At 60.7% G+C, this 22,924-nt stretch carries 24 protein-coding genes and 1 riboswitch; of the genes, 11 read left to right on the top strand and 13 right to left on the bottom strand.

Translation table 11 applies throughout. The features are described from left to right. Positions 1 to 77: 77 nt before the first annotated feature. The 5 genes from QTL56_RS02445 to QTL56_RS02425 form a co-directional block, all read right to left on the bottom strand. Positions 78 to 983: a DMT family transporter gene (locus QTL56_RS02445; RefSeq protein ID WP_229575932.1), complete on the bottom strand. Its 906-nt coding sequence runs from the start codon at positions 981 to 983 to the stop codon at positions 78 to 80. 134 nt (positions 984 to 1,117) lie between these two features. Next, positions 1,118 to 1,270, bottom strand: a riboswitch (FMN riboswitch). Between the two features lie 139 nt (positions 1,271 to 1,409). Continuing rightward, the gene (gene hupB / locus QTL56_RS02440) at positions 1,410 to 1,685 is read right to left on the bottom strand and encodes a DNA-binding protein HupB (RefSeq protein ID WP_147182257.1); all 276 of its coding nucleotides are present in this window, start codon (positions 1,683 to 1,685) and stop codon (positions 1,410 to 1,412) included. A gap of 206 nt (positions 1,686 to 1,891) precedes the next feature. Further along, a complete protein-coding gene (lon, locus tag QTL56_RS02435; protein WP_245137119.1) occupies positions 1,892 to 4,309 on the bottom strand; it encodes an endopeptidase La in 2,418 nt (805 codons plus the stop codon). A gap of 459 nt (positions 4,310 to 4,768) precedes the next feature. After that, the gene (gene clpX / locus QTL56_RS02430) at positions 4,769 to 6,046 is read right to left on the bottom strand and encodes an ATP-dependent Clp protease ATP-binding subunit ClpX (RefSeq protein ID WP_229575930.1); all 1,278 of its coding nucleotides are present in this window, start codon (positions 6,044 to 6,046) and stop codon (positions 4,769 to 4,771) included. A 286-nt stretch (positions 6,047 to 6,332) separates the two neighbouring features. Then, positions 6,333 to 6,968: an ATP-dependent Clp protease proteolytic subunit gene (locus QTL56_RS02425; protein ID WP_229575929.1), complete on the bottom strand. Its 636-nt coding sequence runs from the start codon at positions 6,966 to 6,968 to the stop codon at positions 6,333 to 6,335. 357 nt (positions 6,969 to 7,325) lie between these two features. Here QTL56_RS02425 and QTL56_RS02420 point away from each other — a divergent pair, with 357 nt between their 5' ends. Both QTL56_RS02420 and QTL56_RS02415 read left to right on the top strand, forming a co-directional pair. Continuing rightward, positions 7,326 to 8,582, top strand: a complete 1,257-nt coding sequence (locus tag QTL56_RS02420) for a GGDEF domain-containing protein (protein ID WP_245137120.1) — start codon at positions 7,326 to 7,328, stop codon at positions 8,580 to 8,582. Positions 8,583 to 8,633: 51 nt separating this feature from the next. Continuing rightward, positions 8,634 to 9,878 (top strand): cytochrome P450, encoded by a 1,245-nt coding sequence (locus QTL56_RS02415; protein ID WP_245137121.1) that lies wholly within the window; start codon positions 8,634 to 8,636, stop codon positions 9,876 to 9,878. On the opposite strand, the gene QTL56_RS02410 is transcribed toward QTL56_RS02415, so the two are convergent. Then, entirely contained in the window at positions 9,826 to 10,851 is a 1,026-nt protein-coding gene (locus tag QTL56_RS02410; RefSeq protein ID WP_245137122.1) for a helix-turn-helix transcriptional regulator, read from the bottom strand. The two genes, QTL56_RS02415 and QTL56_RS02410, sit on opposite strands and share 53 nt — an antisense overlap. 118 nt (positions 10,852 to 10,969) lie before the next feature. Between QTL56_RS02410 and QTL56_RS02405 the strand changes: the two genes are divergently transcribed. Next, positions 10,970 to 11,629, top strand: coding sequence for a glutathione S-transferase family protein (locus tag QTL56_RS02405; protein ID WP_245137123.1), 660 nt, complete (start codon positions 10,970 to 10,972; stop codon positions 11,627 to 11,629). A gap of 58 nt (positions 11,630 to 11,687) precedes the next feature. On the opposite strand, the gene QTL56_RS02400 is transcribed toward QTL56_RS02405, so the two are convergent. Beyond that, positions 11,688 to 12,485, bottom strand: a complete 798-nt coding sequence (locus QTL56_RS02400) for an SDR family NAD(P)-dependent oxidoreductase (RefSeq protein WP_245137124.1) — start codon at positions 12,483 to 12,485, stop codon at positions 11,688 to 11,690. A gap of 152 nt (positions 12,486 to 12,637) precedes the next feature. On the opposite strand from QTL56_RS02400, the gene QTL56_RS02395 reads away from it, so the two are divergent. Continuing rightward, positions 12,638 to 13,093 (top strand): MarR family winged helix-turn-helix transcriptional regulator, encoded by a 456-nt coding sequence (locus QTL56_RS02395; RefSeq protein ID WP_245137125.1) that lies wholly within the window; start codon positions 12,638 to 12,640, stop codon positions 13,091 to 13,093. A 12-nt stretch (positions 13,094 to 13,105) separates the two neighbouring features. Here the strand turns inward: QTL56_RS02395 and QTL56_RS02390 are convergent, their stop codons facing one another. Together QTL56_RS02390 and QTL56_RS02385 are read right to left on the bottom strand one after the other, a co-directional pair. After that, positions 13,106 to 13,450, bottom strand: coding sequence for a cupin domain-containing protein (locus tag QTL56_RS02390; protein WP_245137126.1), 345 nt, complete (start codon positions 13,448 to 13,450; stop codon positions 13,106 to 13,108). A gap of 59 nt (positions 13,451 to 13,509) precedes the next feature. After that, entirely contained in the window at positions 13,510 to 14,796 is a 1,287-nt protein-coding gene (locus tag QTL56_RS02385) for an O-acetylhomoserine aminocarboxypropyltransferase (protein WP_245137127.1), read from the bottom strand. Between the two features lie 167 nt (positions 14,797 to 14,963). Here QTL56_RS02385 and QTL56_RS02380 point away from each other — a divergent pair, with 167 nt between their 5' ends. Further along, positions 14,964 to 15,395 carry a DUF6455 family protein gene (locus QTL56_RS02380; protein WP_245137128.1) on the top strand — a complete coding sequence of 144 codons (432 nt, stop codon included), beginning with the start codon at positions 14,964 to 14,966 and terminating at the stop codon, positions 15,393 to 15,395. 4 nt (positions 15,396 to 15,399) lie between these two features. On the opposite strand, the gene QTL56_RS02375 is transcribed toward QTL56_RS02380, so the two are convergent. Further along, positions 15,400 to 15,831, bottom strand: a complete 432-nt coding sequence (locus QTL56_RS02375; RefSeq protein WP_245137129.1) for a CoA-binding protein — start codon at positions 15,829 to 15,831, stop codon at positions 15,400 to 15,402. Between the two features lie 118 nt (positions 15,832 to 15,949). Here QTL56_RS02375 and QTL56_RS02370 point away from each other — a divergent pair, with 118 nt between their 5' ends. Beyond that, entirely contained in the window at positions 15,950 to 16,294 is a 345-nt protein-coding gene (locus QTL56_RS02370) for a hypothetical protein (protein WP_229575919.1), read from the top strand. Between the two features lie 14 nt (positions 16,295 to 16,308). On the opposite strand, the gene QTL56_RS02365 is transcribed toward QTL56_RS02370, so the two are convergent. Both QTL56_RS02365 and QTL56_RS02360 read right to left on the bottom strand, forming a co-directional pair. After that, a complete protein-coding gene (locus tag QTL56_RS02365; RefSeq protein ID WP_245137130.1) occupies positions 16,309 to 16,773 on the bottom strand; it encodes a CoA-binding protein in 465 nt (154 codons plus the stop codon). Positions 16,774 to 16,887: 114 nt separating this feature from the next. After that, positions 16,888 to 17,319, bottom strand: coding sequence for a VOC family protein (locus QTL56_RS02360; protein ID WP_229575917.1), 432 nt, complete (start codon positions 17,317 to 17,319; stop codon positions 16,888 to 16,890). A gap of 429 nt (positions 17,320 to 17,748) precedes the next feature. Here QTL56_RS02360 and rplM point away from each other — a divergent pair, with 429 nt between their 5' ends. The 5 genes from rplM (at position 17,749) to QTL56_RS02335 (ending at position 21,762) form a co-directional block, all read left to right on the top strand. After that, positions 17,749 to 18,213, top strand: a complete 465-nt coding sequence (rplM, locus tag QTL56_RS02355) for a 50S ribosomal protein L13 (protein WP_229575916.1) — start codon at positions 17,749 to 17,751, stop codon at positions 18,211 to 18,213. 2 nt (positions 18,214 to 18,215) lie between these two features. Next, complete coding sequence (gene rpsI / locus QTL56_RS02350) at positions 18,216 to 18,680, top strand: 30S ribosomal protein S9 (protein WP_229575915.1); 465 nt, start codon at positions 18,216 to 18,218, stop codon at positions 18,678 to 18,680. 155 nt (positions 18,681 to 18,835) lie between these two features. Continuing rightward, complete coding sequence (gene speB / locus QTL56_RS02345; protein WP_245137131.1) at positions 18,836 to 19,789, top strand: agmatinase; 954 nt, start codon at positions 18,836 to 18,838, stop codon at positions 19,787 to 19,789. A 68-nt stretch (positions 19,790 to 19,857) separates the two neighbouring features. After that, positions 19,858 to 20,790, top strand: a complete 933-nt coding sequence (gene argC, locus QTL56_RS02340) for an N-acetyl-gamma-glutamyl-phosphate reductase (RefSeq protein ID WP_229575913.1) — start codon at positions 19,858 to 19,860, stop codon at positions 20,788 to 20,790. Positions 20,791 to 20,937: 147 nt separating this feature from the next. Continuing rightward, on the top strand, positions 20,938 to 21,762 hold the full coding sequence (locus QTL56_RS02335) for a DODA-type extradiol aromatic ring-opening family dioxygenase (protein ID WP_245137132.1): 825 nt from the start codon (positions 20,938 to 20,940) through the stop codon (positions 21,760 to 21,762). 6 nt (positions 21,763 to 21,768) lie between these two features. Here the strand turns inward: QTL56_RS02335 and QTL56_RS02330 are convergent, their stop codons facing one another. Then, positions 21,769 to 22,872, bottom strand: coding sequence for a COX15/CtaA family protein (locus QTL56_RS02330; RefSeq protein ID WP_245137133.1), 1,104 nt, complete (start codon positions 22,870 to 22,872; stop codon positions 21,769 to 21,771). Positions 22,873 to 22,924 lie beyond the last annotated feature (52 nt).

Raw genomic sequence — 22,924 nt, 5'->3', positions numbered from 1 at the left:
AGATTGGCGGTCGTCCGACGAATTCCTGCCGGATATCCCGATAAGCTGTTCCTATAGGTTGCTGTTCTCGAGACCTGTCATTGGGACGCCGGCGATGCTTCCTTGCCGGCCTCGCGCAACATCAGGAAGAGTGAAGCCCCGAGGATCAGCAATGCGCCCAACCACAGATAGCCGCTCGGCGCATAGCCGAAGACCAGCCAGCCGGCAAAGACGTTGAGCGGGAGCTTCAGGTCGTCAAACGGCTGAACATAGGCCGCGTCAGCGGCATTGTAGGCGAGTGTCAGCAGATATTGCCCAAAGGCCGTCAGCAGACCGGCGGCGAGCAACAGCCAGAGGGTGAGGCCTTCCGGCACGGCGAAGCCACCGGCAACTGCGAGCCCGGCATTGATCGGCGTCAGCAGCACCAGCAGCCAGACCGTGACCGTTTCCGGTGCCTCGTAATGCGTGAGGTTCTTCATGATCAATGAGGAACCGCCCCAGAGCAGGGCCGAAAAGACCGGCAGGAGGGCGGCCAGGGTGAAGCTGTCCGACCAGGGCTGGAGGATGATCATCGCGCCGACGAAGCCCGTCAGCGTCGCAAGCCAGCGGTCGCGGCCGACGGTCTCGCCGAGAAAGAGGCGTGCGCCGATGATGATGAAGAAGGGCGAGGTCATGACGAGAGCGATGGCCTGCCAGATCGGGACGGTGGCGAGGCCCGTGACCCAGGCCTGCACGCCGAAGGCGGCCAGCAGGACCCGCAGGATGTGGCGCACCGGATAGTCGGTCTTCATGGCACGCAGACCGAGCCGGAAGAGCAAGGGGAGAGAGAGGACGAGGGCAAAGCCATATTGCCAGAAGGCTGTTGAGGCCGGCGGGAAACCGAGCGTCATGGCAAGCCATTGCGTGACGACGTTGAGAGCGGCGAAGGCGACGCCCGCCAGAACCATGAAACCGGCGCCGAGGACGGCCCGGGAGCGCAAGAGCGAAACGGAGCTCTGATTCATGTCATTTTTCCTTTTCCAAAGGACCAACACAAACCAGGACAGATGAGGACGACGAAAAGCGCACCCGGACGGGCACGGATCTGCGCAGCAACGCCTCCGCGATCCGCAACGAGCGGAACAAGGGCGTGGCCTGACCTCATTCTCTTTCATCCGGACTTTAACCGTCGGCTCCGGCTTTGCACCGGATCTGCTGACCCTGCCTTTCGCGAATGAAAGGCAGGCGCTCGCGGGCTTCGGGTCTCCCCGTTACCGCCGGTGGGGAGTTTCACCCCGCCCTGAGAACGAATGCCGGTACAACCGGCGCCTCACAGATAAGACAGGTCTCGCTGCAGCGCAAGAAGGGCAAAAAGAAAGCCCGGCACAAAGCCGGGCTCACCAGTATGTCAGCTGACCATCGGCACCGAAGGGTGCGACGGTCACGACGGATCAGCTGTTGACAGCGTCCTTCAGGCCCTTGCCGGCCGTGAACTTCGGAACGTTGCGAGCCGGGATGTCGACTTCAGCGCCGGTGGACGGGTTGCGGCCCTTGGAGGCTTCGCGACGGCCAACGGTGAAGGCGCCGAAGCCAGCGAGACGAATGTCGCCGCCGTTCTTCAGTTCAGCCTGGACCGTTTCAAAAACGGCATCAACGGCAGAGGCAGCGTCAGCCTTGGTGAGGCCAGCCTTCTCGGCGACCGCGGATACGAGTTCGTTCTTGTTCATGTTTCCACCCTTTCTGATTGGTATGAAACGACTCAAATGATTAAGTCGGGCGGAGAATACGAAAGCTTCTGCCCTTCGCAACTCAAAAGCACCTGAAAGCCCCGGAAAACAAGCCTTTCACGCGGCATTTCACAAAAAAGGCTGGCATAAATGCCAGCCTTTTTGTCGGTTTTGGAGCTTTGTGGCTCACTTATGGCAGATTTGCCTCAGTGAGCGATGGTTGCACCGGTTTCATCGGTGCCGTCGACCACGCCGATCGCCGGCGTTTCAACGGTTCCATCCCACTCGATCGGCTCGGGGACACGGACCAGGGCGTGCCTGATAACCTCGCCCATGCGCGACACCGGAACGATCTCCATGTTGTTCTTCACATTGTCCGGAATGTCCGCCAGATCCTTGGCGTTCTCTTCCGGAATGAGAACCTTCTTGATGCCACCGCGAAGGGCTGCGAGCAGCTTTTCCTTCAGGCCACCGATCGGCAGGACACGACCGCGCAGGGTGATTTCACCCGTCATGGCGACATCCTTGTTGACCGGGATGCCGGTCATGATCGAGACGATCGCCGTTGCCATGGCAACACCTGCGGACGGACCATCCTTCGGGGTCGCCCCTTCCGGAACGTGAACGTGGATGTCGGACTTGTCGAAGCGCGGCGGCTCGACACCAAAATCGACGGCGCGCGAACGGACATAGGATGCCGCTGCCGAAATCGATTCCTTCATCACTTCCTTCAGGTTGCCGGTGACCGTCATGCGGCCCTTGCCGGGCATCATGACGCCTTCGATGGTCAGCAATTCTCCACCCACTTCCGTCCAGGCCAGACCCGTGACAACGCCGACCTGGTCTTCGCCCTCGGCTTCGCCGTGGCGGAAGCGCGGAACGCCCAGATATTCGTTGATGTTCGCACCGGTCACGGCAACCGAGGTCACCTTGCCCTTGATGATTTCGGTCACGGCCTTGCGGGCGAGCTTCATCAGTTCGCGTTCGAAGGAGCGGACACCGGCTTCGCGGGTGTACTGCTGGATGATCGCCATGATCGCCGAATCCGCCACGGAGAATTCTTCCGGGCGCAGGGCGTGTTCCTTGATCGCCTTGGGCAACAGGTGCCGCTTGGCGATTTCGAGCTTTTCATCCTCGGTGTAACCGGCAATGCGGATGATCTCCATGCGGTCCATGAGGGGACCCGGGATATTCAGCGTATTGGCAGTCGTGACGAACATGACATTCGACAGGTCGTATTCCACTTCAAGATAGTGGTCCATGAATGTCGAGTTCTGTTCCGGATCCAGCACCTCGAGCAGGGCCGACGACGGGTCGCCACGGAAGTCCATGCCCATCTTGTCGATTTCATCGAGCAGGAAGAGCGGGTTGGACTTCTTGGCCTTCTTCATCGACTGCACGATCTTGCCGGGCATCGAACCAATATAGGTGCGGCGGTGACCACGGATCTCGGCTTCGTCACGGACGCCACCGAGGGCCATGCGCACGTATTCGCGGCCGGTCGCCTTGGCGATCGACTTGGCGAGCGAGGTCTTGCCGACGCCCGGAGGACCGACGAGGCAGAGGATGGGGCCCTTAAGCTTCGTCGCACGCGCCTGAACGGCGAGATATTCAACGATGCGTTCCTTGACCTTGTCGAGACCGAAATGGTCCTCGTCGAGGGTCTTCTCGGCCGCGTTGAGGTCGATCTTGACCTTTGACTTCTTGCTCCAGGGCAGACCGAGCAGCCAGTCGAGGTAGTTGCGCACGACGGTGGCTTCCGCCGACATCGGGCTCATGTGGCGCAGCTTCTTCAGCTCCGCATCGGCCTTTTCCTTGGCTTCCTTGGAAAGCTTGGTCTTGGCGATGCGCTCTTCCAGTTCGGCCATCTCGTCACGGCCGTCTTCGCCGTCGCCGAGTTCCTTCTGGATCGCCTTCATCTGTTCGTTGAGGTAGTATTCGCGCTGGGTCTTTTCCATCTGGCGCTTGACGCGCGAGCGGATGCGCTTCTCGACCTGCAAGACGGAGATCTCGCCTTCCATGAAGCCGAGCGCCTTTTCCAGGCGCGTCTTCACGCTCACCGTTTCCAGCATTTCCTGCTTTTCGGTGATCTTGATGGAGAGATGCGAAGCGACCGTGTCGGCCAGCTTCGAGTAGTCCTCGATCTGGCTCGCGGCACCGACGACCTCGGGGGAGATCTTCTTGTTCAGCTTGACGTAGTTTTCGAATTCCGAAACCACCGAGCGGGACAGCGCCTCGATTTCCACGGCGTCTTCTGCCGGTTCGGCAAGAATGATGGCCTTGGCCTCGTAATAGTCCTCGCGGGCCGTGTACGCCTCGACCTTAGCACGTGCGCGTCCCTCGATCAGCACCTTCACGGTGCCGTCGGGCAGCTTCAGGAGCTGGAGCACATTGGCGACGGTGCCGACTTCGTAGATCGCGTCGGGCGTGGGATCGTCATCACTCGCATTGATTTGCGTGGCCAGCATGATCTGCTTGTCGGAACCCATCACCTCTTCCAGAGCGCGGATGGATTTTTCACGGCCGACGAACAGCGGGACGATCATGTGAGGAAACACCACGATGTCGCGCAGAGGAAGCACCGGATAGGTGTTCACCTCGTTTGCAGCTGACGTATTCGTCATTTCACTTCCTTTCAAACGTCCCGGGGAAACCGGGACTCCATGCCGACCCAAAAGAGGCGTCAGGCATACTTTCGATCCTCCAACAAGTGGAGTGGCGCCTCCGCCAATTCAAGTCTGCCGCCAAGGCCGGCGCCGAATCTGTGACGCCAGAATGACAAACCTCGTCGGCTTTCACACTACAAATCAAACCTGATGCGAGGCATTCGCGTCACTTCGTCGCCCGGTTGGCTCCTCACAGTCATATGGGTGGTCGGAGACAGGGATACGCGGCGATGGCATCAAGCACACAGGCGTTCACTCTCGCCCTTGTTCTAGCCCAACCAGCGCGCCTGACAACTGCGGAATGCCGTATATGCGCAGGCGGGCCGCGAAAACCACAGGCAACGGCAAAAAAGGTCATCTTGAAACGGAAAAGCCCGCCACAAGGGCGGGCTCTTCGTCTGTCTTGATCCGGATCGATCAGGCGGAAGCGTTGGCCTTCTCTTCCTGACGGTCGGCATAGATGTAGAGCGGACGGGAGCTGCCGTTGACGACGTCGTCGGAGATGACAACCTCGCGGACACCTTCCAGCTCCGGCAGTTCGAACATCGTATCGAGCAGGATCTTCTCCATGATCGAACGAAGGCCACGCGCGCCGGTCTTGCGGGTGATCGCCTTGCGGGCGATTTCGCGAAGCGCGTCCTCGTGGAAGGACAGTTCGACATCCTCCATCTCGAACAGGCGCTGGTACTGCTTGACGAGCGCGTTCTTCGGCTCGGAGAGGATCTGGATCAGCGCGTCCTCGTCCAGGTCCTCGAGCGTTGCCAGAACGGGCAGACGGCCGATGAATTCCGGGATGAGACCGAACTTGACGAGATCTTCCGGCTCCAGTTCACGCAGCACTTCGCCAACACGACGATCGTCTTCCGCCTTCACCGTTGCGCCAAAACCGATCGAGGTCTTTTCGCCGCGGGCAGAGATGATCTTGTCGAGGCCGGCAAAGGCCCCGCCGCAGATGAACAGGATGTTGGTCGTATCCACCTGCAGGAATTCCTGCTGCGGATGCTTGCGACCACCCTGCGGAGGAACGGATGCGACCGTGCCTTCCATGATCTTCAGCAGCGCCTGCTGGACGCCCTCGCCCGATACGTCGCGGGTGATCGAGGGATTGTCCGACTTGCGGGAAATCTTGTCGACTTCGTCGATGTAGACGATGCCGCGCTGAGCGCGCTCGACATTGTAATCCGCAGACTGCAGGAGCTTGAGGATGATGTTTTCGACGTCTTCACCGACATAACCGGCTTCGGTCAGGGTCGTGGCATCGGCCATAGTGAAGGGAACGTCGATGATGCGCGCCAATGTCTGGGCCAGATAAGTCTTGCCGCAGCCGGTCGGGCCGACCAGCATGATGTTCGACTTCGCCAGCTCGACTTCGCCGCCCTTGGAGGCGTGCGACAGGCGCTTGTAGTGGTTGTGAACGGCCACGGACAGGATCTTCTTCGCCTGCTTCTGACCGATCACGTATTCATCGAGAATCTTGATGATGTCCTGCGGCGTGGGAACGCCGTCGCGAGACTTGACCATCGAAGACTTGTTCTCTTCGCGGATGATATCCATGCAGAGTTCGACGCATTCATCGCAGATGAACACAGTCGGTCCGGCAATCAGCTTGCGGACCTCGTGCTGGCTCTTGCCGCAGAAGGAACAATAAAGGGTATTCTTGGAGTCACCGCCGTTGCTTCCGCTGACTTTGCTCATGTCTTTATCCTTCCAGCACGCCGCGCCACCGCAGTCACGGCAGGGCGGTCACTCACACTGTCCGGCTCCCACCGCCGCCGTTGGGGGGAACCTCTTCCGATCCGGAGCTACTAGCCGATCCGACCATGTCGGAGCGGCGGCAACGAAAACTCCCAGTCTCGGCAGACTATGTCACAAAGATTCAACATAGCCTTAATCCTACTAATAGCGCTTTTACGCCGACTTTAAACCCCGCCTGCCATCACGTCTGCCGGCATCTAGCCGATGCCGGCGGCAGAAGCGCGGATCAAGCAGACGGTGCAGCGCCTTCCATTTCGACGCGCGAGGTCAGGATACGGTCGATCAGACCCCAGTCCTTGGCTTCGCTCGATTCCATGAAGTGGTCACGATCAAGCGTGTTCTCAACTTCGTCATAGGTTCGGCCCGTGTGCTTGACATAGACCTCGTTCAGGCGACGCTTCATCTTAATAATGTCACGAGCATGACGTTCAATGTCGGACGCCTGACCCTGGAAACCGCCGGAGGGCTGGTGAACCATGATGCGCGCGTTCGGGGTTGCGAAGCGCATACCCTTTTCGCCGGCAGCCAGCAGCAGCGACCCCATCGATGCGGCCTGGCCGATGCAAAGCGTCGAAACGGCCGGACGAATGAACTGCATCGTGTCGTAGATCGCCATACCCGACGTGACGACACCGCCCGGCGAATTGATGTAGATGGCGATTTCCTTCTTCGGGTTCTCGGCCTCGAGGAACAGAAGCTGGGCGCAGACGAGCGAGGCCATGGTGTCTTCGACCGGCCCCGTCAGAAAGATGATCCGCTCCTTCAGCAGTCGAGAAAAAATGTCGTAGGAGCGCTCGCCACGATTGGTCTGCTCGACGACCATCGGCACCAGAGCGAGAGCGGTATCAACGGGATTTCTCATGTCGGTCCTTTTCAGCCTCTCCCCGGCACGTTCGGTGGCGGGAATCACGTAATCTTTGTCAATCCCTACATAGAGTGTCCGCACCCCGACATTCAAGACATGAGGACCGGATATCCTTAATGGTCAAAATGCGTCGAGCGCTGCAGAACCTGACTTTCCCGTCGGTCGACAGCGCGCTTGGAGCCCTCACCTCGGATCGATACACAAGAAACGGCTAACATGGTGAAATTTCGGTAAGCCTGGCTTTCACCCACGTCCGGGAACCAACACGATGCTGGGGGTATTCATAGTGACTGCTTAACCTGCTTGAGCCATTCTTGGGCGATAATCTGCCGCATTCATTTCAGGAATTTGATCGTGATTGACGTGAAGACCGCGTTTTTTCTCTGGGTGATCCAGGCCAACACGCTTGCGATTCTGCTGATTGCCATCTGGCTGCATGCACGCGATCAGAAGCATTTCCTCTGGTTCGGCATCGGCTTCCTATTCCATGCCAACGGTCTCGGCATGGTGGGGATGCGCGGGCAGATCCCCGATTTCATCTCGATCCAGGTGGCCAACACCCTTTCGTTGGTCGGCTTCAGCTTCTGGGCAAAGGGGCTAGCCGCCCTCGATCGCCGGCCGGGCTCGCTTTTTTTCCTGCTGCCGCCGCTCCTCTGGATCGTCGGCAACTTCGTTCCATCCATACGGGAAGACTTCGCCTTCCGGGTCTCGCTCTACAATGCAGGCGCCTCGCTCGGCTTTGCGATCCTGGCGGTGATTGCATCGCGCGCGCGCTTCAGCACGAGTCGCGACCGGACGCTTCTCACCCTTCTCTGGGGGATGCAGGTCATTGCCGGCATCGGCCACATCGTCGTTGTCCTGCATCTACGCCCGACGAGTTTCGCGGATGATTTCTTCGGGATGTGGATGGGCACGTTCGTTGTGATCTGCTTCATCACATCGGCCGTCATTCTCGCCAAGATCACGATGGACCGCTCGGAGGAACAGCTGCAGGCTCTGGTCCGGACAGATCCGCTCACCGGGGCGCTCAACCGGCGCGGCTTTTCCGAGGCCTATCAGAGGCTGGCGGAGACCTCCCCCCTCGACATGCTCGGGGTTCTGGTTTTCGACCTCGATCACTTCAAGCAGATCAATGATCGCTACGGCCACACGACCGGCGACAGGGTGCTGCAGGAATTTGCAAAGGTCTGCCGCTCGCTTCTGCCGCAGCGCGCCGTCTTCGCGCGCACCGGCGGCGAGGAGTTCGCCGCCATCCTGGCCATCTCTGAGCCGAGGGATGCGGCGCTCTTTGCCGAAACCGTACGGCTGGCATTCGCAGACCGCAGCTTTCCAACCAGTGAGGCACCCATCTCGGTCACCACGAGCGTGGGCATCTCGGTCAGCCCGCTCCATACGGCCAATCTGGATCATCTCCTGTCGGAGGCCGATCTTGCGCTCTACACGGCCAAGGCGCAGGGGCGAAACCGGACCTCGGTTCGCGCCGGCAACAGGACCGTCACCGTCCCGCCTTCCCGGGAAGAGAGCCCGCTGGAAGAGGTCGACCGCCAGGCTGATCGGCATGTGGCCATCCTCAATCGCATCTCCGCCGTTGCCCACAAGCTGAACGACTGAGTGGCATCGCCTCCCCTTGCGCTGGGCAATGCAAGGGATAAACAGGACGGCATGACACAGACCTCGTTCCTCTCCATCGATCCGGCCATGCGCCGGGTCTCGCTCAACGCCCGCGATCCCGGCTTCTACGGCAATCCGAACCGGACATATGCGGCGCTCCATGCAAGCTGTCCGACCTTTTACTGGGAGGAGCAGAAGCAGTGGTTCTTCACCGGATATGACCATGTGAACGCGCTTCTCCGCGATCGCCGCTTCGGCCGGCAAATCCTGCATATTGCGACGCGCGAGGAGCTTGGCATGGCCGAGCCCGCCGCACATACCCGACATTTCGACAAGGCCGAGGAACACTCGCTCCTGGAAATCGAACCGCCAGAGCACACGCGGCTGAGGACACTGGTCAACCGTGCCTTCGTCTCCCGTCACGTGGAGAAGATGACGCCCGAGATCGAGGCGCTGGCCAACCGCTTGATCGACGCCTTCGAGAAGGATGGCCAGACAGAGCTTCTTTCGAGCTTTGCCGATATCATTCCAGTGACGATGATTGCGCGGATGATCGGCATTCCCGAGACCATGGGACCTCAGCTCCTCAAATGGAGCCACGACTATGTCGGCATGTACATGTTCAAGCGGACCCGTGCGGACGAGGAAGCCGCAGATCGCTCCGCCAAGGAATTTGCGGACTATGTGCGTGAAGTCATCGCCGAGAGACGGAACGAGCCTCGCGACGATCTCCTGAGCCACATGATCCATACCGAGCACAAGGGGCAGTTTCTCACCGAGGACGAGCTGATCTCGACGACCATCGTGCTGTTGAATGCCGGCCACGAGGCCACTGTGCACCAGATCGGCAATTCGGTGCGGGTTATCCTCGAAAGCGGTATCGATCCGGCTGTGCTGTTCACCGACGAGAAGTCGACGGAACGGACCGTGGAAGAGACGCTCCGGATCGGTGCGCCGGTGCACATCTTCCAGCGCTGGTGCCTGGAGCCCTGCGAAATCGACGGCGTGTCCTTCAAGCGTGGGGACAAAGTGAGCCTGATCCTGGCTGCCGCCAATCTCGATCCGCAGAAATTTCCTGATCCGCTGACCTTCAAACCTGATCGCGACGAAGGGGCCAATCTCTCCTTCGGAGCCGGCATCCATTTCTGCATCGGCGCGCCGCTCGCCCGTCTCGAGCTCAATATCGTGTTGCCGCTGCTCTTCAAGCGGCTGCCGGGACTGAAGATCGCGGAGACGCCGGCGGTCAAGGACGTCTATCATTTCCACGGACTGGAGCGGCTCGACCTTCGCTGGTGAGGTCGGACGCGTCCGTGTAGCGGGCCGTCAGGGTTTCGACGGCCTGACGCATGGCGAGACGCAAGTCTGGCGGGTCGAGCACCTCAACCTCCGTTCCAAGCTTGAGCATTTCAGACACGGCCATGCGTTCATGCGCCACGGGTAGCCGGAGAGTGCGCCAGCCGCGCTCGTCAGGTTCTCCGATGAATTCCAGATTGGTTCGGACATAAGGCGGCGCCATGTGCCCGATTTCCTTCAAGCCCCAGGGGGAGAGCCTGATGGTGGCCCAATCGGGGTAAAGCTCGCGTTCGAGCCGACGCGTGCTTTCGCGCCAATAGGCCGCAAGGTCGAACTCTATCGGCCAGTCGAAACGTTCGTCTGTGACGAGGAGATCGAGGACGCGGGAGATGCGATAGGTGCGCGCCGCGCCATCGACGCGGGCGACGAGATACCAGGCGCCGCCCTTCATCACGATGCCGAGCGGTTCGGCGACCCGGTTCTTTTCCGCCTTCCAGGAGCGATAGCGCATTCGGATGCGTTTGGAGTTCCAGACCGCATCCGCAATCGCCTGGAGGTGGGCGGGCTGCTCGCCCTCAGCCAACCAGGCGGGCGCATCGAGATGAAATTTCGACTGCATGCGCCGGGCACTTTCGCGCAGATCCTCGGGCAATGCGGCAGTGAGCTTCTTCTGCGCGCCAGCCATCAGGGAACCAAGGCCGAGATCGGCTGCAGCTCCAGGGATGCCGGAGAGAAACATGGCCTGCGCTTCGGCGGGGGTGAGGCCATTGAGCCGGACCCGGTATCCATCCAGCAACCTGTAGCCACCGTCGGAACCGCGCTCGCTGTAAACCGGGATGCCCGACAGCGAAAGGGCGTCGATGTCGCGATAGATGGTGCGCACCGACACATCGTTTTCCGCGGCCAGCGCCTCGGCCGTTACCAGCCCCTTTGCCTGAAGCGTCGTCAGAATATTGATCAGCCGGCTCGCGCGCATCGAAAAAAACCTCGTCTCGATGAATATGCTAAACCAACCTGACAGGTTCTGACAGGTATGGTGGCGCATTCTCCCCTCATCGCCGCATGGCGAAACGCATTTCAAAGGGAGACACAAGATGACCAACAACCGGCCGATCACCCTCTTCTACTCGCCCCAGACCCGCGCCACCGGCGCGCGTGTGCTGCTGGAGGAGTTGAAGGCGCCTTACGAGCTGCATGTTCTCAATATGAAGGCGGATGAGCAGCGCCAGCCGGCCTATCTCGCGATCAACCCGCTTGGCAAGGTGCCGGCGGTGCGAGTCGGCGATACGCTGGTCACCGAGCAGGGCGCGATCTACCTCTATCTGGCGGATCTATACCCCGAGGCAGGCCTTGCCCCTGCCATCGACGATCCGGAGCGTGGAGCCTATGTTCGCTGGCTGTTCATCTATGGCAACTGCTTCGAGCCGGCGGTCGTCGATCGCCACATGAAGCGCGATCCGGCCTCGATGAATGAAACACCCTATGCCAGCTACGATTCCCTCATCGACCTGGTGGAGGAGACACTGAAGCAGGGACCCTATCTGCTCGGCGAGCGGTTCACTGCGGCCGATCTGCTCTGGGGTATTGCGCTCCGCTGGACGACGATGTTCGGCCTCGTCGAAACCCGCCCTGCCTTTCAGGCCTATATGGCGCGTATCGACGGTCGCGCGAGTATCCAGAAGGTCTGGGCCGAGGATGCCGCGATGGTCGCCATGCACGAAGCGGCCGTAAAGGCGAGAGAGCTTGTAGGCTGATCGAAGTGTGAGGACCGGTCGCCCGCAGATCGACCGGTCCTCAGGTTCGCAATGATGTTCAGGCTTTGGTCGTGTAGCGCGATGCCGGGACCCGCTTCGACAGATGCGGGCCAAGGTTTTGTCGAGCCGCACCAAACTGAGCCAGCAGGGAGGCGTCTTCCAGAGACGGGACAGTCACCAGTTCTCCCTGATCGAGGCCCACGAGTGCGGACCTGACGAGATCCTCTACATCCATGACACTTTCCGGATCGATGTGGTCAAAGCTCGAGCCGACGCGATCGAAGATTTCCGTGCGGGTCAAACCTGGCAGGACAGCCTGGATCCGTACCGGGGTCTCGCGCAATTCATGCGCCAGCGACTGGGTCAGCGCCAGGATGAAGGCTTTCGAGGCGCTGTAAGTCCCGTTAAAGATCTCCGGCGCGAGGGCCACGACAGAGGCGATATTGATGATCGTGCCCCGCCCTCTCTGGGCAAACGCCTGGGCTGCCGCGACGGCCAGCCGATTGGCGGCGGTGACGTTGATGGCGATCATGCGATCGAGATAGTCGATGTCGCCGTCCAGCAGAACGCCGTTCGGACCGATGCCGGCATTGTTGACCAGGACCGAGATCGCCTGATCGGCCCGCAGCCTCTCCTCGACACGCTTGACGTCGGCGGGAAGCGTCAAGTCGGCCTTGAGAATGTCGGCGGCAATACCATGCGCGTCCTTAAGTTCGGCGGCCAAAGCCGCCAGGCGCTCTTCGTCGCGGGCAACAAGCAGCAGGTCATGACCACGTTCTGCAAGCTTTCGGGCATAGGTTGCGCCGATGCCCGACGAGGCGCCGGTGACAAGGGCAGTTCCAAGGGTCGAGGACATGATCAATCTCCGGGCTTTAATTTACTGGCATATGCCACTATATATGCAGCAAGCAGGGGAAGACTTCAAGGCCCGCGCGAATTTTGTTGAAATTTCGTTTAGCTATCGGAGGCCCCAGACGATCGGGCCGCTCAAGGAAAGGACATTGCGGGATGCAAAACGAGAAGGATGTCTGGTTTCACTGCAACAATAGCGCGATCCGGCGCGCAACGCGCCAACTCGGCCAGCTCTATGACGATGCCATAGGAGATAGCGGCCTGAAGGGCACGCAATTCTCGCTGATGTCCCAGATTGCGGTGCTCGGCAATCCCACACAGAAGGCCCTGGCCGAGTCGATGGTCATGGACCTGTCTGCTCTCGGCCATACGCTGAAGCCGCTGATCCGCGACGGCTTCGTGATCCTCGTGCCGGACGAAAAGGATGGACGGGCCCGCCGCGTTCAACTGACCGAGCAAGGGCTACGCCAGCGCGACGAGATGCTCAAAGCCTGGCGTGAGGCACAAGACCGCTTCGACAAGGCCTTTGGCAAGGAGAGATCGGAGGAACTGCGGCGCACTCTGGCGTTCATCGCATCCCCGGATTTCGCGAAGGCCTTCAACTCCAACTGAAGCAACCTTACCTCACAGGCGGATCACATAGTCCTTGCGAGTCGTTTCAAGGACTTCCCAGGTTCCCTTGAAGCCGGGTCTGAGCACCAGGCGGTCGCCCGCTCTCAGGTCGACCGCTGCGCCGCCATCCTCGGTCACCACCGAGTGGCCTTCGAGAATGTGGAAATATTCCCATTCGTCATAGGAAATCCGCCATTTGCCCGGCGTCGACTGCCAGATGCCGGCATAGATGCCGCCCTCCGCTTCCTCGATGTTCCAGGTGGTGAAGTGCGGATCGCCCGAGATCAGGCGGTCGGCGGCGGGAGCCCCCTCCTCCGGGGTGACGGTCGAGGGGTCAAAAGGCAGGAACAAGCTCATCATGGTCTCCAGATAGACAAGCGGCGGTGTTTTTTTTCGCACCGCCGCTGAGAGGCAGATCAGGCGTTGAAAAGAGCCTGTTCGAGATCGGCGATGATGTCTTCGGCATCCTCGATACCGATAGACAGGCGCACGACGTCAGGTCCGGCACCGGCGGCGATCTGTTGGGATTCGGAAAGCTGCGCATGGGTCGTCGAGGCAGGATGGATGACAAGCGAGCGGGTGTCGCCGATATTGGCGAGATGCGAGAAGAGCTTCAAGCCACCGACCAGCGCCTTGCCGGCTTCAAGCCCGCCCTTGATGCCGAAGGTGAAGACGGAGCCGGCGCCCTTCGGCGAATAGCGCTTCTGCAAGGCATTGTTCGGATCGTCGGGAAGGCCTGAATAGTTGACCCAGGCGACCTTCGGATGGCTCTTCAGCCAGGTCGCGGCCTTCAGCGCATTGTCGCAGTGGCGCTGCATGCGCAGCGGCAGTGTCTCGATGCCGGTCAGAAGCAGAAAGGCGTTCATCGGGGCAATCGCCGGCCCGAGGTCACGCAGGCCAAGGACGCGGCAGGCGATGGCGAAGGCGAAGTTGCCGAAGGTCTGGTGCAGAACGACGCCATTATATTCCGGGCGCGGCTCGGACAGCATCGGATATTGGCCTGGTTTGGCCGACCAGTCGAACGTGCCGCCATCGACGATGACACCGCCCATGGAATTGCCATGGCCGCCGAGGAACTTCGTGACCGAATGCACGATGATGTCGGCGCCATGCTCCAGCGGGCGGATCAGGTAGGGGCTTGCCATGGTATTGTCGACGATCAGCGGCAGGCCATGGCGATGGGCGACCTCGGCGATGGCTTCGATGTCGACGAAGGTGCCGCCGGGATTGGCGAGACTTTCGATGAAGACGGCCTTGGTCTTGTCATCGATCTGGGCTGCGAAGCTTTCCGGATCCGCCGGATCGGCCCAGCGCACCTGCCATCCGAAATTCTTGAAGGCATGGCCGAACTGGTTGATCGAGCCGCCATAGAGTTTCCTTGCCGCGACGAAATTGTCACCGGGCTGCATCAGCGAATGGAAGATCAGGAGCTGGGCTGCATGACCCGAGGCAACCGCGAGTGCTGCCGTGCCGCCTTCCAGCGCGGCAATCCGCTCTTCCAGAACGCCCTGGGTGGGGTTCATGATGCGGGTGTAGATATTGCCGAACTCCTTGAGCGCAAAGAGATTTGCCGCATGATCGCTGTCGTTGAAGACATAGGCCGTGGTCTGGTAGATCGGCGTGATGCGCGCGCCCGTGGTGGGATCCGGCTGGGCGCCGGCATGGATGGCTAGCGTGGCGAAACCCGGATTGTTCTCCGACATTGTTTGGTCCTCCCTGTGTGACTTCGGGGCGGATCATAATCGGTCGCCGCCCGATGTCAGCCCGGATTATTCCAAAGTGCGGCAGTGATCAGGAAATTCATACTTGATCGAGGTCAATGTCGCCGCGCGAAGTGCTGGCATGCTCTTCCCAGTCGAAGGAGAGCCCCATGACACCCACGATCGCCGATCCCGTCCGCCACACCGTGCAGCAAATAGTCTCCTGGTTCGCCCGGGGCTTCGAACAGCCCGCGCAGAGCGAAATGCTCGCAGGCCTGTCCGATGCCGAAGTTCAGGCACTGGCTGACGATTGCGGCATCAGCGCCCACCAATTGCAGGCGCTCGTGAAGGCCGGGCCGCATGCGGCCGACGAAATGCCGGCGATGATGCGGGCGCTCAACATCGATCCGGCCGAAGTCGAATACCACATGCGCCGGCTGTTCCTCGACATGCAGGTTACCTGTGCGCAATGTTCGTCCAAGGACACCTGCCGTCAGCATCTGCAGCAGGGCCAGGCCGAGCAAACCTTTATCGACTATTGCGGAAATGCCGATACGCTGAACGCGCTCCGCGCCAATCCCGACCTACTGATCGGCGCCTAGACCTTCAGAGCCCGAGCCTGGGTATCTCGATCGCCGGGCAGCGATCCATGACCACGCGGATGCCGGCCTCTTCGGCCGGCTTGATCGCGTTATCGTCGCGCACGGAGAGCTGTCCCCAGATCACCTTTGGACGGTTTGGCAGGGCGAGCGCTTCAGTCACCACCTCACCAAGATGTTCCGGTGCGCGGAAAACGTCGACCATGTCGATCGCCTCTGGAATATCGGCCATCGTGGCGAACACGGTCTGGCCAAGGATCTCCTTGCCGGCCTGACCGGGATTGACCGGATAGACCTTGTAGCCCTTCGACAGCAGGAACCGCATCACGCCGAAGCTCGGACGGTCCGGCTTTGGCGATGCGCCGAGAAGCGCGATGGTTTTCACCTCGCCGAGGATGCCCCTCAGATAATCAGCGCTATAATGATCGTGATCGGCCATCTGCATCTCCTCTTTCACCGTATTCAGAGGATTAGATGGGGTGGCAATGACCTGCAACAAGGCATGGAACCGCCACGACGCACAACACGTTGATCGAGCGCCGAGAAGGAGGAACGTGATGCGACTGTCTCACCTTGCCATCATGACGATCGCGACCATGACGCTGGCCGAGCCTGCGCTTGCAATCTCACGCTACAATTCGACGACCCTCACCTGTGATCAGGTGCGCCAGCGCGTGATCAACGAACGGGCGGTGATCCTGCGCTATCCGTCGACACGGGTGAAGGGCATGACCCTTTATGATCGCTACGTTACCCGCAGTGCCATGTGCGATCCGCACGAATATGCGGAACGGGCCTATGTGCCGACGCGCGACACCGACCGCTGCCCGGTCCTGAATTGCCAGGACTACGATCCCGAGTCGCGTCGTTTCGGCCTCGGCAAGCCCGTCATCCGGTTCTGACGCTATCGTGGCGTTCAGGCCGCGTGGCCCTGCGCCGAGCCCGGATGCATGCGCTCGTAGACCAGCGGATATTCGGAAACCAGCGCCCGGTTCATGACGACCCTGATGCCGCCCGCCTCTGCCCTTGCAGCCGCGGCGTCGTCACGAATGCCGAGCTGGCACCAGATCGCCGCCGGTCGCGGGCTCAGTGCCAAAACATCCTCAACGATGCCGGCAAGATGCTCAGGGCGGCGAAAGACGTCGACGAGATGTATGGGTTCGGGGATCTCGGCCAGCGAGCCGTAGACGCGTTGCCCCAGGATGAGTTCGCCAGCGTGCAGGGGATTGACCGGAAAGACGCGGTATCCCTTGCCCAGCAAGAAGCCGGAGATCCAGTGACTGGGGCGCTTGTCATCCGTCGAAGCGCCAAGGACGGCCACGTTCTTGGCCGTCGCAAGGATATCGGCGAGGTCGCTGTTCGCATAGAAATCGTGGTTCATGGCGTTCCTCCCGGCCCGCGAGGGCCTCTGGTTCACCCGTCCTTTCATGTCCCGAACCGACTGTAGCGCTGGCGAGTTAACGACCCCATCGGAGGATCACTCAAATGCCATCCATCAGACGGGCAGCACGACATGGCCGTGTTCGTCCTGCGGAAAGAAGGGATTGAACGCAATCTCCCAGAGATGACCGTCGGGGTCCGCGACATAGCCGGAATACCCGCCCCAAGTCACCTTCCGGGGTGCCTTGACCAGGGTGCCGCCACAGGAGACAACAAATTTCACGACGGCATCGACACCGATTTCGCTCGATACATTGTAGGCGAGCGCGACGCCCCGGAAACCCGCAGCCGTGTTCTCCACATGCGCATCTTCGGCAAGGCTCGCTCGGGAAAAGAGACCGAGGACCGTGCCCTTCAACTGGATGAAGGTGATATCATCGTTGGAAGCGGACGATTTCGTCCAGCCCAGTCTCGCATAAAAGTCCGTGCTGCGGGCGACGTCCGTGACGCCAAGGGTAATGAGCGAGATTCGGCGTTCCAGCGACATGCTTGTCTCCATTCAGGGCCCTGCCGATACGTTCGGTTTATGTTTTCATTATGTTCATGTGCATATTAGCGAAATCATAGGTTGCGAAGGCGCCTCCCGACACACCTGTTCCATCTGCAAAGAAAGTGGAACACCCCTCTCTGCATCCCGTCGCTGTCCATCCGAGAGTGCATGACGAATGCCTGAGCGAGCCCCTGATTGGGGTAAAATAATACCCCATCTCCATCTACTTGTTTTCACACAATTTTTCAGACCAGGTGCCAAGTTGATCTATCTTGACGTCTTTCTGCTGGATCTCTATACCGCTCCCAAGACTGCGGCCCTTCGGGACCGCTTTCTTTTTTGCGCCCAACACGCGCGAAACAAGCAACAAGAAACGCCTGCAGTTTCGACAGACGGAACCGCGGGATCACACTGAAAGAGACCCCAATGTCTACCTTCGTTCAGAAGCCTGCAGAGGTGGAGAAGAAGTGGATCCTCATCGACGCCGAAGGGCTCGTTGTCGGCCGCCTCGCCACCATCATCGCCATGCACCTGCGTGGCAAGCACAAGGCCACCTACACCCCCCATGTTGATGACGGCGACAACGTCATCGTCATCAATGCCGAAAAGGTCGTACTCACCGGCAACAAGTATGCCGACAAGAAGTACTACTGGCACACCGGCTATCCGGGCGGCATCAAGGAGCGTACGGCTCGCCAGATCATCGAAGGCCGCTTCCCGGAGCGCGTTCTTGAGAAGGCCGTCGAGCGCATGATTCCGCGTGGCCCGCTCGGCCGTCGCCAGATGAAGAACCTGCGCGTCTACGCTGGCACGAACCACCCGCATGAAGCTCAGCAGCCCGTCGCTCTCGACGTCGCTTCGCTGAACAGCAAGAACACAAGGAGCGCCTAAGTATGGCCGATCTTTCTTCCCTGAAGGACCTTGCCCCGGCACAGGACGCAGCTCCGGCTCACGTCCGCAAGGTCGACTCCCTGGGTCGCTCCTACGCCACCGGCAAGCGTAAGAACGCCGTTGCCCGCGTCTGGGTCAAGCCGGGCTCCGGCAAGATCACCGTCAACGGCAAGGAATTCCGCGCCTACTTCGCCCGTCCGGTCCTGCAGATGATCCTGCAGCAGCCGATCGTCGCAGTGGCCCGTGACGGCCAGTTCGACATCATCGCGACCGTTCACGGCGGCGGCCTCTCCGGCCAGGCCGGTGCAGTTCGTCACGGTCTCTCGAAGGCCCTCACCTACTTCGAACCGGGCCTGCGTCCGGTCCTGAAGAAGGGTGGCTTCCTGACCCGCGACAGCCGCGTCGTCGAGCGTAAGAAGTACGGCAAGGCGAAGGCCCGTCGTTCGTTCCAGTTCTCCAAGCGTTAATCGCTGGACAACCGGAAACGGAAATCAAGGCGGGGCTTCGGCTCCGCCTTTTTTCGTTCTCCCCACACGGCTTCACGCTTCAGAGCGCCCGCCCGAGGCTTGACCGAGCGAGTCGACTGTTTAATTTGATCAAATTCAATCCGGGAGAAGCGCACATGGCCAGCAAATCGATCGACAACGCCTTTACCGCCAAGGCGATCCGCGGGGCTGCCACGGACCCGACCTATGCGGGCGTGCTCTCCTTCATGCGGCGGAAGTATTCGAAGGACCTCACCGACGTCGATGCCGTCGTGCTTGGCATTCCCTTCGACGCGGCCGTCTCCAACAGGCCCGGCGCCCGTTTCGGACCGCAAGCGATCCGGCGCGCCTCGGCGATCTTCGACAACGACCCGCAATATCCGTTCTCGCGCGACCTCTTCGAGCAGATGGCCGTCATCGACTACGGCGACGTGCTGCTCGATTACGGCAATCACCAGCAGACCCCTGCCCTGATCGAACAGGAAGCGGCCCGCGTCATCGCATCCGGCGCCTATCTGCTCGGACTCGGCGGTGACCACTTCGTGACCTGGCCGCTGCTCAAGGCGCATGCGGCGACACATGGGCCACTGGCGCTGGTGCATTTCGATGCGCATCAGGACACCTGGGATGACGACGGCCAGCGGATCGATCACGGCTCCTTCGTCTGCCGTGCCGTGCGCGAGGGCGTGATCGATCCTGCACGCTCGATCCAGATCGGCATCCGCACCGATGCGCCTGAGGATTTCGGCATCCGGATCATTCCGGGTTACGAGGTCGAGGACATGGGCGCACAGGCCATTGCCGACACCATTCTTTCGCATGTCGGCTCGACGCCGGTCTATATGACCTTCGATATCGACTGCCTGGACCCGGCCTATGCTCCTGGCACAGGCACGCCGGTCGCGGGCGGCCCATCCTCGGCCAAGATGCTGTCGGTCCTGCGCAAGCTCGGCGCCCTCGACATCAGAGGTTCCGATATCGTCGAAGTGGCGCCCGCATATGATCATGCCGACATCACCGCAATTGCCGGTGCGACGGTTGCAATGTATATGCTGGGCTTGCGCGCGGAGAAGCTTGCGACACGCCGCTGACACATTGATTCAACACACTCACAACCAGATTCCGCATTCTCACCTAAATCTCTGACGGGACTAGACAAATGGCAGCGAAGATCTTCATCGATGGCGAACACGGCACAACGGGTCTGCAGATCCGCACGCGCCTGGCTGACCGCCGCGATCTGGAACTCTTGTCCATCCCCGAAGCCGAGCGGCGGAACGAGAAGATGCGCGAGGACATGCTCAACAGCGCAGACATCGCCATTCTCTGCCTGCCCGACGATGCCTCGAAGCAGGCTTACGAGATGACGGCCGCGAACAACAATGTCCGCCTCCTCGACGCCTCCACGGCGTTTCGCGTGCATCCGGACTGGGCTTATGGCTTTGCCGAAATGGACAAGGCACAGAAGGCGAAGATCCAGGCGGCGCGCCATGTCTCCAATCCCGGCTGCTATCCGACGGGTGCCATCGGCCTCATTCGCCCGCTGCGCGCCGCGGGCATCCTGCCGGACGGCTATCCGGTTTCGGTCAACGCGGTCTCGGGCTATACCGGCGGCGGCAAGCAGATGATCGCGCAGATGGAAGATGTTGGTCATCCCGAGCACCTCGCGGCCAACAATTTCCTCTATGGACTTACGCTCAAGCACAAGCATGTGCCGGAGATGCAGGCGCACGGCCTTCTTGACCGGGCGCCACTCTTTGCCCCTTCCGTCGGCCGCTTCGCGCAGGGCATGATCGTGCAGGTGCCGCTCTTCCTCGAAGACCTCGCCGTTGGCACGACAGTGGAAAGCATTCACGCGGCACTCGTTGCCCACTATGCCGGTCAGGATATCGTCAGCGTCGTTCCGCTTGCCGACAGCGCCAAGCTGCCACGCGTGGATGCCGAAGAACTGGTCGGCCAGGACACGATGAAACTCTTCGTCTTCGGCACTCCCGGTGCGGCGCATGTCAATCTCGTCGCGCTGCTCGACAATCTCGGCAAGGGCGCCTCCGGTGCGGCCGTGCAGAACATGGATCTGATGCTGTCGGCTTGAAGGGGCTGATCGTGACGACCTGTCAGGTCTGATCTTCTCAACCTCTCCGGCGGCGCGTTCACTATTGTCGAACGAAATGTCGTCCATCAGTGCGGTTATGGAGAATGATTGTGGGTGCTAGTCTCGCTTCGAAAGTGAGACCGCGCCATGACCAATCGTTTGCCCGTCTATTTCATCCCGCATGGCGGCGGCCCATGGCCGTTCATGGAGTTTCCGCGGGATGCCGAGGGCAAGGCACCCTGGGATGACCTGCGCGGCTTCCTGCAGGGTCTGGATGCCGAGATCGGGCGGCGGCCGAAAGCCGTGCTCGTGGTTTCCGGCCATTGGGAAAAGGAACCGGTGCCGACGGTGAGCACAGCCGTGAAGCCCGGCATGCTTTTCGACTACTACAACTTCCCCCCACACACCTACGAGCTCTCCTACCCTGCCCCGGGCTCGCCAGACCTTGCTGCACGCGCAAGAGCGCTGCTGGCCAAAGCTGGCATCGACAGCGCGGAGGACGACAAGCGCGGCTTCGACCACGGCGTCTTCGTTCCCCTCATGCTGGTCTATCCGGATGCGGATGTGCCGATCACGATGATTTCGCTGAAGAACACGCTGGATGTCGAAAGCCATGTGGCGATCGGTAAGGCGCTCGCGCCGCTGCGCGACGAGGAAGTGCTGATCATCGCGTCCGGCATGAGCTATCACAACATGCGAATGTTCCGGCAGGCCGATCCCGCCCATGTGCAGCAGGCGGTCCGTTTCGACAACTGGCTGACGGAGGCTGTCGCCTCGTCCGATGCTGGCGCGCGTGCGAAGGTTCTCGCCACCTGGGATCAGAACCCGGATGCGCTCGCCTGCCACGTGCCGGACCACGATCACCTCGTCCCGATCTTCGTGGCGTCCGGTGCAGCGGGCTCGGATGGCGGGAGGCAGGTCTTCCGGGGCAAATTCCTTGGAAAGCCCTATTCCGCCTATCGCTTCGGCTGACGGACCTTAATTGCGAACTTCGACAAGCACCGGCTTCGGGCGCTCGCCAGAGAAGCCGCGCAGATGCGCAACCGCAAAGGCGAGCACGACCAGCGCCATGCCCTGATGAGTGACACCTGCATGCAGCGGAACCTGCGTCACGAGCGTGACAATCCCAATCACGGCCTGGAGACTGATCAGGGCAAAGAAGACCACGCTGCGGCGGGCATGGGTCGTTTGCGGCGCGGCCCGCAGACACTGGACCATGTGCGCAAATGCTGCGGCAAAGAGCAGATAGGCGCCGATGCGGTGGATATACTGGACACTTTTCGGGTTCTCGAAAATGTTGATCCAGGCGGGTGACTGGACGAAGAGGCCCTGCGGCACCCAGGCGCCATCCATCAGTGGCCAGGTGTTGTAGCTGTAACCCGCGTCGAGGCCAGCGACGAGCGCGCCGAGATAGATCTGCACGAAGGTCATGACGAGCAGGACACCCGCGAGAAGACGGCTGTTCCCGGTTGGCACCGCGTCGTTGCTGTGCACGCTGAGGCTACGGAAAATCCAGACACAGCTCGCAAAGATGAAGCAAGCCATCATCAGATGGACTGCCAGGCGATACTGGCTGACATCGACGCGCTCGCTGAGGCCCGAGGAAACCATCCACCAGCCGATGAAGCCCTGCAGGCCGCCCAGCGCGAGCAGGCCCACCAGGGGCGCGCGAATACCCGGCTCGACCTTGCCGCGGATCCAGAAATAGGCGAGCGGCAGGGCAAAGATCAGGCCGATCAAACGGGCGAGCAGCCTGTGCGCCCATTCCCACCAGAAGATGAACTTGAATTCGTCGAGGCTCATGCCCTTGTTGATCTGCTGGTATTCGGGGATCTGGCGATAGAGTTCCAGCTCTTCTTCCCATTCCGCAACCGTCAATGGCGGAATGACGCCATGGATCGGTTTCCACTGCGTGATCGACAGGCCGGAATCGGTAAGGCGCGTTGCGCCCCCTACCAGAACGAGACAGAAAAGCGCTAATATCACAACACCGAGCCAGATGCGGATCGCCTTGCGGTCAGACTCCACGCGGGCGATTTCCCTGCGCACTTGCAGCTCGGGTCCGGTCAAAACAGCGCTCATTCGTCAATCCTCTTTTCACCCGTTGATTTGCATCAGTCGGCCGTGCAAAACA

The organism is Peteryoungia algae, assembly GCF_030369675.1.
Classification (GTDB): Bacteria; Pseudomonadota; Alphaproteobacteria; order Rhizobiales; family Rhizobiaceae; genus Allorhizobium; species Allorhizobium algae.
Note: the sequence above shows the minus strand (reverse complement) of the source record. Positions and strands in the feature narration are given on the sequence as shown.

Coding starts and splice junctions, on each gene's coding strand:
- rplM (WP_229575916.1), top strand. CDS start 17,749: ATGTCTACCTTCGTTCAGAAGCCTGCAGAGGTGGAGAAGAAGTGGATC.
- rpsI (WP_229575915.1), top strand. CDS start 18,216: ATGGCCGATCTTTCTTCCCTGAAGGACCTTGCCCCGGCACAGGACGCA.
- lon (WP_245137119.1), bottom strand. CDS start 4,309: ATGACGAATACGTCAGCTGCAAACGAGGTGAACACCTATCCGGTGCTT.
- QTL56_RS02415 (WP_245137121.1), top strand. CDS start 8,634: ATGACACAGACCTCGTTCCTCTCCATCGATCCGGCCATGCGCCGGGTC.
- QTL56_RS02390 (WP_245137126.1), bottom strand. CDS start 13,450: ATGAGCTTGTTCCTGCCTTTTGACCCCTCGACCGTCACCCCGGAGGAG.
- QTL56_RS02425 (WP_229575929.1), bottom strand. CDS start 6,968: ATGAGAAATCCCGTTGATACCGCTCTCGCTCTGGTGCCGATGGTCGTC.
- QTL56_RS02370 (WP_229575919.1), top strand. CDS start 15,950: ATGCGACTGTCTCACCTTGCCATCATGACGATCGCGACCATGACGCTG.
- QTL56_RS02365 (WP_245137130.1), bottom strand. CDS start 16,773: ATGAACCACGATTTCTATGCGAACAGCGACCTCGCCGATATCCTTGCG.
- hupB (WP_147182257.1), bottom strand. CDS start 1,685: ATGAACAAGAACGAACTCGTATCCGCGGTCGCCGAGAAGGCTGGCCTC.
- QTL56_RS02405 (WP_245137123.1), top strand. CDS start 10,970: ATGACCAACAACCGGCCGATCACCCTCTTCTACTCGCCCCAGACCCGC.
- QTL56_RS02395 (WP_245137125.1), top strand. CDS start 12,638: ATGCAAAACGAGAAGGATGTCTGGTTTCACTGCAACAATAGCGCGATC.
- QTL56_RS02330 (WP_245137133.1), bottom strand. CDS start 22,872: ATGAGCGCTGTTTTGACCGGACCCGAGCTGCAAGTGCGCAGGGAAATC.
- QTL56_RS02375 (WP_245137129.1), bottom strand. CDS start 15,831: ATGGCCGATCACGATCATTATAGCGCTGATTATCTGAGGGGCATCCTC.
- QTL56_RS02385 (WP_245137127.1), bottom strand. CDS start 14,796: ATGTCGGAGAACAATCCGGGTTTCGCCACGCTAGCCATCCATGCCGGC.
- QTL56_RS02335 (WP_245137132.1), top strand. CDS start 20,938: ATGACCAATCGTTTGCCCGTCTATTTCATCCCGCATGGCGGCGGCCCA.
- clpX (WP_229575930.1), bottom strand. CDS start 6,046: ATGAGCAAAGTCAGCGGAAGCAACGGCGGTGACTCCAAGAATACCCTT.
- QTL56_RS02445 (WP_229575932.1), bottom strand. CDS start 983: ATGAATCAGAGCTCCGTTTCGCTCTTGCGCTCCCGGGCCGTCCTCGGC.
- QTL56_RS02410 (WP_245137122.1), bottom strand. CDS start 10,851: ATGCGCGCGAGCCGGCTGATCAATATTCTGACGACGCTTCAGGCAAAG.
- speB (WP_245137131.1), top strand. CDS start 18,836: ATGGCCAGCAAATCGATCGACAACGCCTTTACCGCCAAGGCGATCCGC.
- argC (WP_229575913.1), top strand. CDS start 19,858: ATGGCAGCGAAGATCTTCATCGATGGCGAACACGGCACAACGGGTCTG.
- QTL56_RS02360 (WP_229575917.1), bottom strand. CDS start 17,319: ATGTCGCTGGAACGCCGAATCTCGCTCATTACCCTTGGCGTCACGGAC.
- QTL56_RS02380 (WP_245137128.1), top strand. CDS start 14,964: ATGACACCCACGATCGCCGATCCCGTCCGCCACACCGTGCAGCAAATA.
- QTL56_RS02400 (WP_245137124.1), bottom strand. CDS start 12,485: ATGTCCTCGACCCTTGGAACTGCCCTTGTCACCGGCGCCTCGTCGGGC.